15 protein-coding genes and 1 pseudogene (1 of these 16 cut by a window edge) are annotated in these 16,819 nt (G+C 34.8%); 2 read left to right on the forward strand and 14 right to left on the reverse strand.

What is annotated here, in order from left to right; all coding sequences use genetic code 11:
• Positions 1–38 carry the 3' portion of a xylulokinase gene (locus L6469_RS02755; RefSeq protein ID WP_006281929.1) on the forward strand. The gene continues 1,459 nt to the left of window position 1, outside the view, so the window shows 38 of its 1,497 coding nt (coding positions 1,460–1,497); its start codon lies off the left edge, out of view; it ends in the stop codon at positions 36–38.
• 54 nt (positions 39–92) lie between these two features.
• On the opposite strand, the gene L6469_RS02760 is transcribed toward L6469_RS02755, so the two are convergent.
• From L6469_RS02760 to mltG, 4 genes and pseudogenes are all read right to left on the reverse strand, one after another.
• Entirely contained in the window at positions 93–731 is a 639-nt protein-coding gene (locus tag L6469_RS02760) for a DedA family protein (RefSeq protein WP_006281928.1), read from the reverse strand.
• Between the two features lie 20 nt (positions 732–751).
• Positions 752–2,191 carry a tetratricopeptide repeat protein gene (locus L6469_RS02765; RefSeq protein WP_006281927.1) on the reverse strand — a complete coding sequence of 480 codons (1,440 nt, stop codon included), beginning with the start codon at positions 2,189–2,191 and terminating at the stop codon, positions 752–754.
• Positions 2,192–2,208: 17 nt separating this feature from the next.
• The gene (locus tag L6469_RS02770) at positions 2,209–3,924 is read right to left on the reverse strand and encodes a glutamine--tRNA ligase/YqeY domain fusion protein (protein WP_039870042.1); all 1,716 of its coding nucleotides are present in this window, start codon (positions 3,922–3,924) and stop codon (positions 2,209–2,211) included.
• Between the two features lie 260 nt (positions 3,925–4,184).
• A pseudogene (mltG, locus tag L6469_RS02775) lies at positions 4,185–5,230 on the reverse strand (endolytic transglycosylase MltG).
• 155 nt (positions 5,231–5,385) lie between these two features.
• On the opposite strand from mltG, the gene L6469_RS02780 reads away from it, so the two are divergent.
• On the forward strand, positions 5,386–6,024 hold the full coding sequence (locus L6469_RS02780) for an HAD family hydrolase (RefSeq protein WP_027453552.1): 639 nt from the start codon (positions 5,386–5,388) through the stop codon (positions 6,022–6,024).
• Between the two features lie 55 nt (positions 6,025–6,079).
• Here the strand turns inward: L6469_RS02780 and L6469_RS02785 are convergent, their stop codons facing one another.
• The 10 genes from L6469_RS02785 to L6469_RS02830 all read right to left on the reverse strand — a co-directional run bounded on the left by L6469_RS02785 (position 6,080) and on the right by L6469_RS02830 (position 16,811).
• Positions 6,080–7,318 carry an ABC transporter permease gene (locus L6469_RS02785; protein ID WP_074613653.1) on the reverse strand — a complete coding sequence of 413 codons (1,239 nt, stop codon included), beginning with the start codon at positions 7,316–7,318 and terminating at the stop codon, positions 6,080–6,082.
• A 9-nt stretch (positions 7,319–7,327) separates the two neighbouring features.
• Positions 7,328–8,092 carry an ABC transporter ATP-binding protein gene (locus L6469_RS02790; protein WP_006283241.1) on the reverse strand — a complete coding sequence of 255 codons (765 nt, stop codon included), beginning with the start codon at positions 8,090–8,092 and terminating at the stop codon, positions 7,328–7,330.
• Positions 8,093–8,112: 20 nt separating this feature from the next.
• A complete protein-coding gene (locus L6469_RS02795) occupies positions 8,113–9,297 on the reverse strand; it encodes an efflux RND transporter periplasmic adaptor subunit (RefSeq protein WP_006283240.1) in 1,185 nt (394 codons plus the stop codon).
• A gap of 96 nt (positions 9,298–9,393) precedes the next feature.
• Positions 9,394–10,737, reverse strand: coding sequence for a TolC family protein (locus L6469_RS02800; protein ID WP_006283239.1), 1,344 nt, complete (start codon positions 10,735–10,737; stop codon positions 9,394–9,396).
• Positions 10,738–10,850: 113 nt separating this feature from the next.
• Positions 10,851–11,453 (reverse strand): riboflavin synthase, encoded by a 603-nt coding sequence (locus L6469_RS02805; RefSeq protein WP_006283238.1) that lies wholly within the window; start codon positions 11,451–11,453, stop codon positions 10,851–10,853.
• Positions 11,454–11,776: 323 nt separating this feature from the next.
• Complete coding sequence (locus L6469_RS02810; RefSeq protein WP_027453548.1) at positions 11,777–12,412, reverse strand: HD domain-containing protein; 636 nt, start codon at positions 12,410–12,412, stop codon at positions 11,777–11,779.
• 45 nt (positions 12,413–12,457) lie between these two features.
• Positions 12,458–13,402, reverse strand: a complete 945-nt coding sequence (menA, locus tag L6469_RS02815) for a 1,4-dihydroxy-2-naphthoate octaprenyltransferase (RefSeq protein ID WP_006283236.1) — start codon at positions 13,400–13,402, stop codon at positions 12,458–12,460.
• A gap of 8 nt (positions 13,403–13,410) precedes the next feature.
• Positions 13,411–15,753: a putative porin gene (locus L6469_RS02820; RefSeq protein ID WP_074803077.1), complete on the reverse strand. Its 2,343-nt coding sequence runs from the start codon at positions 15,751–15,753 to the stop codon at positions 13,411–13,413.
• A complete protein-coding gene (locus tag L6469_RS02825; RefSeq protein ID WP_006283008.1) occupies positions 15,753–16,025 on the reverse strand; it encodes a hypothetical protein in 273 nt (90 codons plus the stop codon). The genes L6469_RS02820 and L6469_RS02825 overlap by 1 nt, the downstream gene beginning before the upstream one ends.
• A 12-nt stretch (positions 16,026–16,037) precedes the next feature.
• A complete protein-coding gene (locus tag L6469_RS02830) occupies positions 16,038–16,811 on the reverse strand; it encodes a DUF4468 domain-containing protein (RefSeq protein ID WP_027453545.1) in 774 nt (257 codons plus the stop codon).
• Positions 16,812–16,819 lie beyond the last annotated feature (8 nt).

The following is a 16,819-nucleotide window of genomic DNA, read 5'->3' on the forward strand; positions in this document are numbered from 1 at the left end:
AATGGAAAGAAGAACTGAATAAGGTTATTACTAAATAAAATTATTAAATAAAAAAACAGGAATTCTCTTCTTGAGAATTCCTGTTTTTTTATTTAGTTAATTTGACTTTTTTGTCGATTAATATACCATTTTATTAGAAAATATATCAATGCAATAGCTACGATAGCCATAATTGTAAATTTGATATATTCGCCATATTCTGAAATTTTATTCTCTAGTTGTTCTTCTGGTACGAAAGAATGTAGCCACAAGCCTAATACTGCTAAAATTATATTCCAAACACCAGCACCTATAGTTGTATATAATAAAAATTTCCAGAATGTCATTTTGGCTAATCCTGCTGGAATAGATATAAGATGGCGTATTCCTGGTACAAGTCGACCTGATATTGTTGCAACCATACCGTGGTCATCAAAATATTTTTCGCTTTTTTCTACCTTTTTCTGATTCAACATGCATGCTTTTCCCCATTTACTGTTAGCAAAACGATAGATGACAGGTCTACCTAGATAATAACCTGCTATATAATTGATGGTTGCACCACAGTCTGCTCCGATGGTAGCGAAAAGAATTACTAGCCAAAAATTTAAATTTCCACCAGCTGCATGATAGGATGCTGGTGTTACAACAAACTCTGAAGGTACAGGTATAACGGTACTTTCTAATAGCATTAGTAAAAAAATAGTACCATAGTTTAAGTTACTAAGTAATGTTTGAAGTATTCCTCCCATTTTATAATTATTATTACTGATTAATACTGCGTTATGTGACTTTTATAGTATTCTAAATAGTCCTCAGGTTTTAGTTTTTCTGGAAAGAATGGTCCCAAGATGGTTTTTGACTTTTCTGGATCTTTTTCCACAGCTTTGACTAGAAAGTCAGGTATTCTATCATGATCATGTAAAGTCAATGCACAAAGGGCCAAATAGATCCAAATTTCTTTCCATACATAACTAGGAGTAGATTCATGAGATTGGTGAATATGTACAAGTGTATTCAGAAGTTTATATGAAGCATTGGTATAACCGTTATCATAAAATGACAGGGCTATGTGTAGCATTACTTCTTCAGAATTAATTGACATATTTATTGCTTTTTCAAATACAGATTTTGCTTCGTCTACTTTTCCATTTTCCAAATCCATGTGCCCTTCAAGAACGAGTAAGTCAGGATTAGTTGGATCTATATTTAAAGCTTTCTTGATATACTTATACGATAATTCTGTGTTGCCAACTTGATCGTAGTTATAAGCTAACTGTTTTAATATTTCTATTCTATTGGGTGATGACTTATCAAGTAGCTTTTCTGCTTTTTCAAGATGAGAAATTGACTCTTCGAATTTAGACATGCTTGACAGAGTTATACCTTGAAACATCTCACCAGTTTCGTCATTAGGATTAAGTTCTGCAACCTTTTTGTAATTTTTCAGTGCCTCTTCGTATTTATGTAAGTAGAATAGTGCATTAGCTTTATTAAAATAAGCTTCAAAATCGTTAGGATCAATAGCTATAGCATATTCACAGCTAACTATAGAATCATCTATTTCATTCGATAAATATTGTACCGTAGCCAGTTTATTCCAATATATATTGTTGTACGGGTCTTTATCCAAAATCTTATTGTAGATTTTTTTACTTTTTACATAATTTCCTTCGCTTGATGCAATTTGTGCATCTATTTCTTGATACAGGGTATAATTTTTTTTATTAGCACAATTCATCCATTTCTTAGCATATTTATACAGATTGTAATCTATATATAAATTGGCTATATCAAGACAGAACTCATCATGCTCGTCTTGAGATATATTTTCAAATATTTCTTCAAGATATTTGTCGGCTAATTTTTCGTGATTATCTGCTATCAGAATTTCTGCTTTGAGGTAATAATAATCTAAATCTGTTTTATCTTCAATTTTGTCAGCCCATTCATTAGCCTTTTGGCTATTTTTTTCATATATCAAACTCATTCGTGATCGAAAAAGTAGGGGACTAGTTGCTCCCGGAAATATCGAGATAGCATAGTCGGCTGCAGCTATTGCTTTTTTATACTCCCTTTTACTCTGATAGTACTCAGCTATATCAATTAAATCATCAGCCTCCAAATAGATGGAGTTGCCTGTGTTACAAGCTTCTTCATACATTTGGAGGTTATGACGAAATTCTTTGCTTTCGAAGATTTTATTACTCAATACTTCTTCTTGCTTAATTATTTATTATTTTGCTTAGCCCAAGTATCTTTGAGACCTACAGTCTTATTAAAGATAAGATGCTCAGGTGTGGAATCTAGGTCTGCCATGAAATAACCCGTTCTTTGGAATTGTAGATATTCTCCAGCCTTCTTGGTTGCAGCATAGTCTTCAACAAAACAGTTTTTATTGATCTTAAGACTATTCTGATTGAGCAATTCATGGAAATCTCTTTCATCAGCAGATGGATTTTCAACACTAAAAAGACGATCATATTCACGTACTTCTGCTGGTTTACAGTGATCTGCTGATACCCAATGTAATGTACCTTTTACTTTTCTGTTTGCTCCAGCCATTCCGCTCTTGCTCTCAGGATCATATTCTGCCTGAATCTCTATTATATTTCCATTTTCATCTTTAGTACAGCCTGTACACATGACGATATAGGCATTTTTTAGACGGACCTCTTTACCTGGGGTCATACGGAAAAATTTCTTAGGTGCATCTTCCATGAAGTCTGCTCTTTCAATCCACAGATTCTTACTGAATGTAATTTTGTGGGTTGTAGAATTCTCATCTTCAGGATTATCGATAGCATCCATGTCTTCAGTCTGATCTTCTGGATAGTTTGTGATTACCAGTTTGACAGGGTCTAGTACAGCGCTTACACGTGTTGCTTTTTTGTTAAGATCTTCACGAACAGCAGCTTCTAATAGGGCCATGTCATTAAGAGCATCAAACTTAGTATAGCCGATTGAGTCGATAAAGTTACGAATACTTTCTGGGCTATAACCTCTACGGCGCATACCGCAAAGTGTTGGCATTCGTGGATCGTCCCATCCGCTAACAAACTTTTCATCTACTAAGGTGTGTAATTTGCGTTTGCTCATTACATTGTAAGTAAGATTTAAGCGATTAAATTCAATCTGACGAGGACGATTATCATCTAAAACGTCTGCAGAGCCGTCTTTTTCTTTTAGGAAATCAATAAACAAGTTATAGAGAGGACGATGAGGAACAAACTCTAATGTGCAGATAGAGTGGGTTACACCTTCGAAATAATCGCTCTGTCCATGTGCAAAGTCATACATTGGATAGCAATTCCATTTTGTACCAGTACGATGATGGGGTGTGTGAATAATGCGGTACATGATTGGATCGCGGAAATGCATGTTTGGGTTTGCCATGTCTAATTTAGCACGAAGAACCATGCTGCCTTCTTTAGCTTCAGGTGTATTCATCTGTTTGAAAAGCTGCAAGCTTTCTTCTATTGGTCGATTACGATATGGACTATCAGTACCTGGAGTGGTTGGAGTTCCTTTCTGTTTTGCTATTTCTTCAGCAGATTGCTCATCAACATAGGCGTGGTCATTTTCAATCATCCAAATAGCAAAATCCCACAACTTTTCAAAGTAGTCTGAAGCATAGTAAATATTACCCCATTTAAAACCCAACCATGAAATATCATGTAGAATATTTTCTACATACTCATTGTTTTCTTTGCTAGGATTGGTGTCGTCAAAGCGCAGATTACATACTCCGTTATATTTTTCTGCTACACCAAAATCCATGCAAATGGCTTTGGCATGGCCAATATGAAGATATCCGTTTGGTTCAGGAGGAAAGCGTGTCTGAATTCTACCACCATTTTTACCTGCTGCCAAATCTTCTTCGATTAGCTGCTCAACAAAACTAATACTTTTCTCTTCAGTATTTTCTTTTTCTTTAACTGCCATAGTCGTATAGATAATTTTATGCAAAGATACTAATTTTCCTATGAATAATCAAAGAGTTCTTTAAAAAAAAGCGAAATGCCTCTCACTTCGCAGTGGGAGGCATTCATCTCAATAGGTATTAGTTTTCTTTAAGGTAAAAAGATTGTATTTAGGATAACATTGCAAAGATAATGAAATATTTTTATACTTCCAAATGTTCATTGTATGTTTTATAACATTTTCCTTTTTCGAATATTTTATGAAATAAAAAAAAAGAGGTATTATTTAATACCTCTTTCATTTAATGCTTTAGAATATTTTTCGGCATTTTTAAGATGCTCTTGATATGTTCTTGCAAAGTTATGAGTACCACTGAAATCTTCTTTGGCACACATGTACAAATAATCGTGTTTAATGTGGTTAAGTACTGCATCTATACCTGCTACTGTAGGTATTCGAATAGGTCCAGGTGGTAGTCCCGTATTTTTGTAAGTATTATATGGGCTATTGATGGACAAAAGGTTGTTGTAAATACGCTTAAGTTCAAATCTCTTCCATGCAAATTTAATAGTAGGGTCTGCTTGTAGTGGCATTCCATTAGGATATTCTGCATTTCTCAGTTTTAGTCTGTTGTAATACATTCCTGCAACCATTGGCTTTTCCGCATCATTAGCAGTTTCTTCGTCAACGATGCTTGCAAGGGTTATTACTTCATTTGGTGTGAGTTGCATGGCTTTTGCTTTTTCTGTTCGGTTAAAATCCCAAATTTTTTGCTTTCTTTTTTCATGAGATCCATGAATTTAGAAATAGACGCATTCCAATAAATTTCATAGGTATTTGGGATAAATAAGCAAACGATAGTAGCAGTGTCATATCCGTATTTTTCGCAGAAAGATTCATCTGCTAGTGAGTCGTACAATTCTTCTTCGTCGATGATGGTCTTTTTGGCTACAGCAGCAGCTAAATCTCCTTTAGTCCGAACAGAAGGAATGGTTAGACTTACTGGGTCCTGCATGCCGTTTTTTAAATGTCTAAAAGTAATAAATGCTCCCATGTCGTTTTTTATAGCATATCGGCCCGTACGAATATGGTCTGCATATTTACTGTGGCGTACAAGTGTCTTGAAGGCATGCATAGATCTGCTGGTAGCTATAGTATCTAACTTAGCGTAGACAGAATCTATATTATCATCCTGATCAATGTAGATATAACTTGTTCCTTTCTTTGAGGACATACCAGCAAAGAAATAGAAATAAACTAAACCTAGAATCACCAATAGGCACACACTTGCTCCTATGATGTACTTTTTACAAGTTGATGGTTTCATTTTTTATTTTTCTGTTTTAAAACTTTGCAAAGATACGAATTAATCGATTAACTCAATCATTAATAAAGAAAAATGTGTGGATAGGTTTAAAATTATTTAAAATCTTGGTAGAATGGACGGTTTATGGTACTTTTGTAAAGACTAATGGTAAAAAGATGAAGGAATTTTCTACTTACATTTTTGATTTGGATGGAACCCTGTTGGATTCTCTTGAAGATTTAATGTTGAGCTGTAATTATGCTTTGCATGAAAATAATATGCCCGAACGTACTCTAGATGAGGTTAGAATGTTTGTTGGTAATGGTGTAAAGAAGTTAATGGAACGTGCTATTCCTCAGGGACTTAATAATCCCAAATTTGACGAAACATATAATACTTTTCGCCAGCATTATTTGCATCATAATTTAGACCATACAGGACCTTATCCTGGTATCTTAGAGTTGTTGGATAGACTGCATTCTAATCATAAAAATATAGCTGTAGTTAGTAATAAATTTTATACAGCAACTCAAGAACTATGCCATCATTTCTTTTCAGATACAGTTCAGGTTGCAATTGGTGAGCGCGAAAATATAAAAAAGAAACCTGCACCTGATACGGTGAAAGAAGCGTTAAAGCAATTGGGGGTTACAGCTGATAATGCAGTATATATAGGAGATAGTGATGTTGATATAATGACTGCTAAAAATAGTGGAATGCCTTGTATTAGTGTTTTGTGGGGATTTAGAGATAAAGATTTTCTTGTGCGCCATGGAGGCTCTGTATTTGTTAATAGCCCTGAAGAAATATTTTAACAAATAAAGGTGGTCATTATTGACCACCTTTATTTGTTAGTATATGTTTATACTGTTATTCATAACGAATAGCTTCAATAGGATCTAATTGAGCTGCCTTTTTGGCAGGATACCAACCGAAAAATACGCCTGTAAATGTACATACAGCGAAACTCATAACAATGGTCCATGATTCGATGACAATAGGCCAATGGAGTATTGATTTTACGGCAAATGATGCTCCAATACCTAATACAACACCAATTATACCACCTGTTACACTAAGCATTATTGCTTCTATGAGGAACTGATTCAAAATGTCTAAGCCTCTTGCACCAACACTCATGCGAAGGCCAATTTCACGTGTCCTTTCGGTCACACTGACATACATGATATTCATAATTCCGATTCCACCAACTATTAGAGATATGCCTGCAACAGCAGCCAATAGGTAAGTTAACATAGATGATGTAGAATTCATCATACTTGCAATTTCTTCTTGACTTCTGATTGTGAAATCGTCAGAATCAGCTTCTGAATTTTCTGTTGCATCTTTTAGTTTATGATTCTTACGGAGAATTTCTGATATTTGTTCTTGTGCTTTAGATGAAACGTCTTCCGTGATGGCAGAACAGTTAATACCCCCCAAATATGTTTGGGCCAATATACGTTTCATAACAGTAGTGTAGGGTGCCAGTACCAAATCATCTTGGTCCATTCCCATACTGTTGTATCCTTTTTTCTTTAAAACACCAACAACGCGGAACGGGATACTGCCAAACCTTACTATTTTCCCGACAGGGTCGGAACCATTTGGAAATAGATTGTCTACTACTGTCTGTCCTAATATGCAGACTTTAGCACTTGTTTTGATATCGGTTTCAGTAAACATTTCCCCATCACTAATACTCAACTGTCGAATGGTAAGATAATCTTGATTAACGCCATACATGGATGATGGAGTGTTTTCATTACCATAGATAAATTGTCCACTCTTACTAACAGTAGGGCTTATAGCAGAGATATAGTCACATTGCTCTTTTATAGCTTCATAGTCTGTTAGTTTTAATGTTTCCATTGAAGACGCGTCTTGTCTTACACCTCCTCGAACGTCTGCTCCTGGTGTAATCATGATCATGTTAGAGCCCATTGATGAAATGTTGGCTTGTATACTTTTTTTCGTACCTTGACCAATAGCGAGCATCGTTATTACAGATGCTATACCTATAATTATGCCTAATGCCGTCAGAAATGATCGCATTTTGCTGGCAAAAATTGCTCGTAAGGCTATTTTAAATAAATTTGTAAAATTCATAGGCTTGAATTATTCATCTGTGTTGGCTGGCAAGGCTGCTAGCCCTTCTGCAGCACTCAGAATATTATTATTGATTTCATCGCTAATGATTTGTCCATCACGTAGTTCGATGTTTCTGCTTGAGTAATTGGCAATGTCCGGATTATGTGTGACAAAGATAATGGTATGCCCAGCTGCATGAAGTTTTTGGAATAGAACTAGAATTTCAAAACTAGTTCTTGTATCCAAATTTCCTGTTGCCTCATCAGCAAGGATTACAGCAGGATCATTAACTAGGGCACGGGCTATAGCGACACGTTGCATTTGACCACCGGACATCTGGTTACTCTTATGGTAAAGTCTGCTTCCTAAGCCAACTGCTTCGAGAGATTGAATAGCTTTTTCACGACGCTCTTTGGCACTAACATTGCCATTATACATCAAAGGAAGTTCTACATTTTCTACACTTGTTGTTTTAGGCAACAGATTATAGTTCTGGAATATAAAGCCGATTTTGCGGTTACGTAGTAATGCTCTTTGTGACTTAGACATTGTACGAACGCTGACACCATCCAAATAATACTCGCCGCTGGTAGGGGTATCGAGGCATCCAAGCTGATTGAGGAGTGTTGATTTTCCAGAACCTGATTTTCCCATAATTGTGACAAATTCACCCTCGAATATTTTAAAGCTTACACCACGTAAGGCATGAACAGTTTCCCCTCCGACTTGGAATTCTCGCTTGACGTTGTCAAGTTCGATGACAATTTTCTTGTCTTTTTTTTCTTCAGTCATATGATATACTGTAAAAATGATTATTTTTTGTTGTTTTTCTTACGTGGACCAGGTGTGAATGGACTGCTTTCCTGACTGCTTTCCTGACTGCTTTCCTCTTCAGAAGAAGTTACTGCTTGTGCATTTGTTATAACATTCTTACCCTGTGAAATACCACTTAAAATCTGAGTGTGTGTACCGTCTGTTTCACCTATGTTGACTTTGTATGCTTTGATAGTGTTGCCTTCAACGACCCATACTTTATTTTTGGCATTTACATCAATTATTTTTTTATTGCCTACTGTTTCTTTGGTAGGAGTATAACGAAGAGCCTTGTTTGGTACACTGAGAACACCCACTTTTTCAGAAGTAGAAATGGTTACGTTAGCGGTTAAACCAGGTTTGAGTTTTAAGTCATTATTCTCAGCAGAGATTACAACTTCATAGGTAACAACATTATTTGTCGTTGTAGCCTCCTGGCGAACTTGGGTTACAGAACCATGAAAAGTATCATCAGGGAAAGCATCAACAGTGAATTTTACTTTGTCACCCTGTTTAACATTACCAATGTCAGCTTCATCAACATTAGCAATAACACGCATTTTGGTAAGATCTTGTGCAATGGTGAAGAGTTCTGGGGTACTGAAACTTGCTGCAACTGTTTGGCCTTCTTCTACACTCTTACTCAGGACAATACCATCGACAGGAGATGTAATTGTAGCATAACTAAGATTAGTTTGGGCTTGTGCGACGCTTTCTTTAGATGTTTTAAGTGTAGCTTTAGCTTGATTATAAGCAAGTAGAGCATTTTCATAGTCATCTGCACTGACAAGTCCCTTTTTGTAAAGAGTGTGATAGCGATTATAATTAGCAAGTTCGTATGCTAATTTACTTTGTGCACTAGCTAAGTTTGCCTTGGCTGTGTTTAATTGACTGTTAAGGTTAGTTTTATCAAGCTCGGCAATTACTTGTCCTTTTTTTACTATACTATTATAATCAACATATAGCTTGTCGATAATACCAGAAACCTGTGTACCGACAGTAACACTTGTCACTGGTTCGATAGTACCTGTAGCAGTAACAGTACTTTCAAGAGTACGTGGAGCTACTTTCTCTGTTATGAAATCTACATGTTGTTCCTCTTTTTTGTTAGAGAAAAACCATATCCCTATAGCGATTGCTATTAAAGCAATAACTATATACCAAATTTTACTCATTCTTTTCATATAAGTCTAGATTTTTATTTGTTCTAATATAAATATTGTTGTTTTATCTATTTTGCCCTTTTAACATTATTATAATATAATAGATGTTCTCTGTATTTATTTGTCTAAAGAACCATTTTTATAGAAGTTGAGCATATTGATGTTTAGAATAGTCAGGTATTTACTTTGTAATTCATTCTGTTGAGCTGTAAGTAGGTTGTTTTTTCCTGTTCTAAGTTCAACAATATTTTTCAGACCTAACTTAAATTGTTCACTTAAGAGCTTATAACTTTCAAGGGCACTGTTAGTACTTATGCTTGCAGCTTTGTATTGATTTTGATTACTTGTAGCTTGTATCCAATAATTTTCAATAGTTGAGTAAAGCTCTGTTTGTTTGTCTTTTAGATCAAGTATACTTTGCTGTTTATTAATAATAGCCTTATTAGTAGCTGTCTTTTTTGAGCGATTATCATAAATTGGGATACTAACAGTTAAACCACCACCTAATGCAAAGTTTGTTTTCAGTTGACTCCCTATATTTGTAGAGCTCAGGCTAGTGGAAGATGTGCTTAAACCAGCGTTGGCGCTAATTGTTGGCAAATTCTGTGCTTTAGCCATTTTTATAGAGATATCGCTTTGGTCTATAGCGTTTTGATAGCTTTTGATTTCAGGTCTTGTTTCAAGAGCTGCAGCATATACGCTATTCAGTGAAGGAACTGAGCTTAATGCCATTTCATTAGTCTGTTCGGTTACAGCGATATCAAAATCTTCATCATTAGTGATTTGTAGTAGTTGTTTCAGTTGACGTTTATAGTTTGCTACATTACTTTGTGAACTAACTACATTATATTGATCTTGAGCAACTTGTGCTTCTAATTGAGCAACATCAGCCTTACTCATTTTACCAACTTTTAGCATTTCTTGCCCACGACTCAAGTTCTCCTTACTCATTTCTAAACTTTGCTCATTTACTTTAATAGCCTCTTTAGAATAGAGTATTTGGATATAATATTGCACAATCTGTTCTTGAATGCTTAAAGCGGTAGTAACAGAGTCAATAGATGCTTTTTCTGAAGCAAGTTGATTTAATTTGATGGTATTTTTGTTTCGATTTCCATTCCAAATAGTCCAGTTTGCATTAACACTATATGTACCGTTATAAGAAACTTTATCAACAGAAGAGCGAGAATACCCATCGCTACTGACTGCACCAGATTCAACCCATGGCGTATAATTTACATTTTGGGAAGTTGAAGCTGATAGAGAAGGTAATAAGGCAGCTTTTGATTCAAGTACGTCCTCATTTGCTTTCAATTTCAGAAGATGATTTTTCTGAATTGTAATATTGTTCTGCAGTGCGTAGTTAATACATTCTTGAAGTGTCCACTGCTTGGCATTTGTCATTATCGGCATAGCTATCATTGAAAGAGCTAAAATACCCTTTGTCCAGTATTTATTCATTGGCTTTTTATATTAAATTATAATTCTGACTTTTTTGATGTGGTTAATCAAAAAAGGTTTACTCTAAAAAGTAGAATTTAACTAATCTTTAGAGTAAACCTTTAATTATTTAATTATTTCAAACTTTGTAATCTAGCAATATATTTTCCTAGAATATCAAATTCTATATTAACTATGCTACCTTCATGGATATTGCAAAAATTCGTATTTTCACGTGTATAAGGTATAATGGCAACAGTAAATGTATTTTCTGTAGGATTCACGACAGTGAGTGAAACACCATTTACTGTTATCGATCCTTTATCTACTGTAAAGTAACCTCTTTCTGCCATTTTTTTATCGAAAGGATATTCAAATGTGAAATAGGTCGAACCACCAGCGTCTTCTAATTTGATGCATTTGGCAGTTTGGTCTACATGACCTTGGACAATATGTCCATCTAATCGGCCATTCATAATCATAGATCGTTCAACATTTACTTTGTCGCCAACTTGAAGTTTGCCTAAATTGCTTCGGTCTAAAGTTTCTTTCATAGCTGTAACCGTATAAGTTCCATCTTTTAGGTCGACTACTGTTAGACAAACACCATTATGTGCAATGCTTTGATCAATGGTGAGTTGGTCTACAAAAGAACATTTCAAAGTGAAATGAATATTCTCTTGTTCTTTTTGTACGGCTACTACTGTAGCCATTTCTTCAACTATTCCTGAGAACATAATTGATTATTTCTTTTGATTATTAATTCTTAAAAGTGAAGGCAGAATTTCAATGAAATCCTGCCTTCAATATAAAAGGGTCGTTCGATGATGTGATGAAACTCCAATCTTAAAAAGATTTGAGAGCTCCCCGTCTTTGTAATCCACTGGCTTTACAGCTTAGTCGCAAATGCGGTTTATGTGGCCCGCCATTGGCAAAGGATGTCTTCTCGGTTTCACATATTATTTGATGAGTATCCCAATCGAATCGACACGACCCATACCTTTCTCCTTTCTATTGCAAAGATAAGTCTTTTCTTTTTATCAAGCAAATAATTTAAACTTTATTTTTGTTTTAAAGTGTCGTAGATTTCGTTGAATATAGCTTTAAGTCTATTTTCTTCTTCAATGATGTTTTGTATTTCTCGCAGCTTTTTTTCGTTTGGGCTGTGTTCAATCCATAGTTTAATATAGCCTGAACTCGAATATTTTTCTTTCATGTGATGTCGAAATCTTTCCCACTGTTCATCTTTATTTTTGTTTGGATAATTTTCTAAGCCGTATTGAATAGCTCGTGTGAAGACTTCGTTAGGTTCTAAGTCTCTGTCTGCTTCAGCTACGATTCTACCATATATGCTCCTTGGTTGCCTACTTGCTGATGCGCGATGATCTTCTACTGCTTCTTTCATGATGTTGATTTGGTCTATACTAAACCATTTTTTTAATCTAGCATCAGCAAGTAATATTTTACCACTTGTAATATGATGTATAGCCCTAGGTCCACTCATGCCCAGGTCATGGTATGCTGCTATAGTATATACCATGTCTATATCTGCACCTGTGCATTTAGCTAATTCTATAGAGTTTCTCATGACACGTGTTACATGTCGTAGGCCATGACTTTCTCCAAAAGCATTATATCGTGGAAGTATTTCTGTCTCAATAAATTCCATGAGATCCAAACTTACATTTTGCCTCATTTTCTTCTTTTATTTTATTGAATGTTTTCTCTAAGCATTATATTTTTATACATATTGGATAATTAAAATGCTTAGAACCGTGGTTAAACCATAAATAAACATATTGCGGGCTGTCATACCCAATACGAGGTTTAATTCTTTACCTTTCCAAATAGACTTCATCTTTTTTGAAGCATTGTCAAGTAGAATAGTATAGGGTATAAAAGCTGTTAGGGCAAGAATTGTTTCTTGATTTTTATCGATTTCCATTCCTTCAATTAATATAGCAATCATGGTTAAGATGACTCCGATGAATCCTACGGTTTGATATAATTTATATCCTCTGTTTTCTCCAAGTCTAACGATGAGTGTTATTTTTCCATCTTTTTTGTCATTGTTTCTATCTCTGAAATTATTTATGCATAAAAGCGTGTCTATAACCAAGCCACATCCAAGTGAAGTCAAAAAGACAGTCCATGGTATGTACTGCATATCTTTTGGGACTATTACATAGTAGGTGAGGCATACAGGGATGATTCCAAAGAATACTAAAACTAGTAAATCTCCCAATCCGATATAACTTAGTTTGGTGGTATATAGAAAGCAGAATAATACACAGATTATGCCAATTATAATCATTTCTATCCCTCCAAAATATATGAGTGGTAGTCCTATTAAGCATGCTAATAGGGTAGTAATCATTAGTCCCCATCGCATAGCTTTTAAAGTTATCCATCCTTCAGAGCAAGCTCTCTTTGGCCCTAGTCGCGTAGAACTATCATCATTACCTTTTAGACAATCAAAATAATCATTTATAAAGTTAGCATCTATCTGCATAACAAATGCAAATAAAAAGCATAAGATTGCGGGAATCATTTGAAACATTTCTGCCCCGCAATTTTTCCATGCAAAGGCAGTTCCAATCATTACGGGTACAGCTGCGCCTGTTAAAGTCTTGGGGCGAGCTGCTAGTATCCATGCTTTAATAGAATTTATTTTTACTGTAGACATTGTGAATTTTAATTAAAGAAATTCCAACTTACACCAAAACGAAGAATTTGTTCATTAAGTGGATAGTGAGGTGTAAAGAAGTACTCTTTTGATCCTCCTATATTTACATGACTCATCATTACAAAAAAGCGTGCATGTTTCAAGAAGAAGTTAAAGTATACATTTACAACAGGATAATTACCAACTTTTACTCGATTATCTTTGTTGCCTTGAATAGCGTAGCTTCCCAATGCAGGACTATAGTCTGGTGCATAATATTTTGTAAAATATCTGACATCAGCACCAAAGTCACATTTTAGTACTTTAGCAATCTTAAATTTCAAATATATATTAGAATATATATTGAAACTAGGAACAGGAAGTATGTCTTGGTCTGTTGATTGTTGGAATGTTAATACATTGTCCCAATTTAAAATACCATAAGTCAGTCGCTGGTTGAGTTGTAAAGTTAGCAAGCCAATTGTAGAGGTTGTTTGCATAGGTGTTACAGTAACTCCTGTTCTTAAATAGCTATCTGTAATATTATAACTCTGACTGAAATAATAGTAGTTGGTAAGTTGGTCAAATCCTACTCGGAGTTGAGTTCGGGTTTTGTCATAGCTAAAGATACCTTCTATACGGCTATGAATCATTTGTTTAAAATCGTTATCATTTTCGCTCCACCAAAAATGGCGTGAATGATAATTGCGATAATAAAAGCTTGGATTCAATCTATGAAAGAATGCGTTAGCTGCCAAGCGAACTGTGTCTCCGAATAATTTGAAATTGAGATCTCCGTGACCATCTATTTGTATTTGACCAGCATCTTGTCCTGCTACTCCAATTTCTGCAGTAACATTATAATGGAACAAGGTTCCTTGAGTTTTACTTAGCTGTCCTCCTATATTTAGAGTTCCCTCATTGTATTTTGAAATACCAGAAGCGGTAGAATCTGGAAGCTCATAATGACGATAGTCATAGTTGGCAAATAATTTGAGACCTGATTTTACCCATTTATTAAAACCTTCGAGCATTGCTATAGCAAAGGTATTTTTAATTTCGTAATGCTTTGTTAGGTCCTCGATAGAATCTCCTGCTAATGCACCAGTATAGTCATAGGTATTATTATAGTAATCAGCAGGGGTGCTGTATGCCTGATATATTCTTTTAAAGTTATCAAATTTTACTGTATGGATGAAACTTGTAACAGGTACATATTCGTTTTTTAACCAACTAGTATCCTCTGCAACCTTTTTTTGTTCAGTGATAAGGCTGTCTGCTGCGGCTTTACTGTTCAGAGAAACTCTTCCACTATCAACGCTTCCTTTCGTGTTTACCAAAGCCTCATCGCCCATGATTTTTGCATCATCAGGTCTTCCTGTAAATTTCTTTTGGTGTTCCAAGTCTTCTCTTGAAATATTTTTTCCTTCTTTTTTGGCTTTTTTGAGTGCTTCCTCTTTTGCTTTTTGACCTTCGTTTTCCTTTTTAGAAGCTATGGCAAATTTTTTTGCTTTGATTTCATCTTCTGTCATTTTAACCTTCCGGTTAAAGCCTACATTATAGCGGTGAGTAAAGAATATATGTTGATTGTCGTTTCTGTTCCAGTTTTGTGATAATACGGTAGGTATTTCATCAGAAGTGTAAGTAGTAGATTGGCTTTCAGGGTGAGTTACGTAAGCATCATTGGTTATACCACCATTTTCTGTTACTTTTTGGTGATTTAGACTAACCAAGAAGTGAGCTTGATAGCGATCTCCTAAATAAGAAGACCAGAAAGTATACCCAAAGTGTGAAGTACTTTGGGAATCATAATATCCTCTTCCGTATTTATAGTCAAATCTAAAGCCTAAACCAAGTTTTTTGCCAGCATTAACTGCAAAAATAGCCTTAAAATCATCTTCACCATTTGTACGATCGCCACATTCGTTAAGCGTAACGTTGGTAATAGGAGAGTATGTATTTGTAAAATGGAAAGTACCAACGGGTTTCACAAAATAGTCATAAGGATCCGTAAATATAAATTGGCTATTTTCAGGACGGTCAATAAATATTCTGTTGATTCTTGGTGCACCTAAGTTTCCTGTTGTATTATATTCTCCTCTGAGTCCTGTTGTAAAAACAGTATTCATGTACATATAGGATGACGTGTCAACTTCTGCTGATCTTTGATCACCAAAACGTTCGTCTATGGTCCAAACGCGTATACCTTCAGGTATTTTTTTATTATGTCCTTTTGACATAATAGAGTCTGAAGACTTACTTGGATTCATTGTAGAATAATAAGGATTATTTATATCCTCATCTAAATTGGTTTGTGCCATAACTGGTGTTATGGCACAAACTGAAAGTAATATAGAAAATAAACTTTTCATTATCTTTTAAACATACGTAAACCTACTTCGATAATCTTGACTGCAACTGCTGAAAGCACGATTATTACACCTGTCTGATACATGTCTGTAGCATACATGATAATTAATCCGATTGCAGCTAATAGCATAAATATAATATTGAGCAGGTTTCTTATCTTGAAGTACTGATCACGAGGTTTTTCCACATGCAAAGGAGCATGATGAAACTTAGCTCTTAATTCCTCATTATCTGTTGATTTAATTGTCTTTTTTTGTTCTTCTTCTTGGCTCATTTTTATTTGTTTTTATTTTATGAGAAGATCTTTAATATTTTTAAATATCTCATCTTTTCTGTCGATTGTTTTTCGACGAAATTTTCCATAAATTCTTGATAATTTAGTGTGCTTTTTGTTAAGTGCATATTTGTCTGAAATTACATTTTCAGCAGGTTCTTTAAAGCCTGTAGCTCTGCCTTGGTCATAATTATAACTTATGCGACTTATGGATAGGTCTAACTGATTATCCTTACATTTTGCAATAATTGTATAGTAGAACTCAGTACGATCTATAGATATAAATGTATTTGAAAATATTAAATATTCTCTTACGGTAGCAACAATTGTACTTTTTTCTTGATTAACAAGAGCGACACGGCTTCCTTGTAACTGATTGCTATCAGAGGTGAGATCTGTTAGATATTCTAATATTTTTGTATAGATATCGTCTTGACTCATGTTGATATGATCTAATTTGAGCTTGAAAACGATATCACCTTTTTCTGAATAAGTGATAGCTCCTTCTAAATATTTAGAATCATCAATATGGTCATTACTAGTTTTTTCTTTTATAGTTTTTTTCTGAGGAGTAGTTGGGATGGTCCAGCCTTGATTTCTATTGCTTGATTTCTCAGATGCATTTCTTTCAGCATCTTCTTTTGCTTTTTGCGCCTCTTTTAATGCTTTTTGGGCCTCTTCAAGTTGCTTTTGGGCTTGTTCAAGTTTCTGCTCAGGGGTTAGTACCGTCTGTGCTTGACACGTCAGAGGCAAAAGAAAAAATGTACTGATTAAAAAATTCCTCATTTTATAAA

The organism is Segatella baroniae B14 (genome assembly GCF_022024235.1).
Lineage (GTDB): Bacteria > Bacteroidota > Bacteroidia > Bacteroidales > Bacteroidaceae > Prevotella > Prevotella bryantii.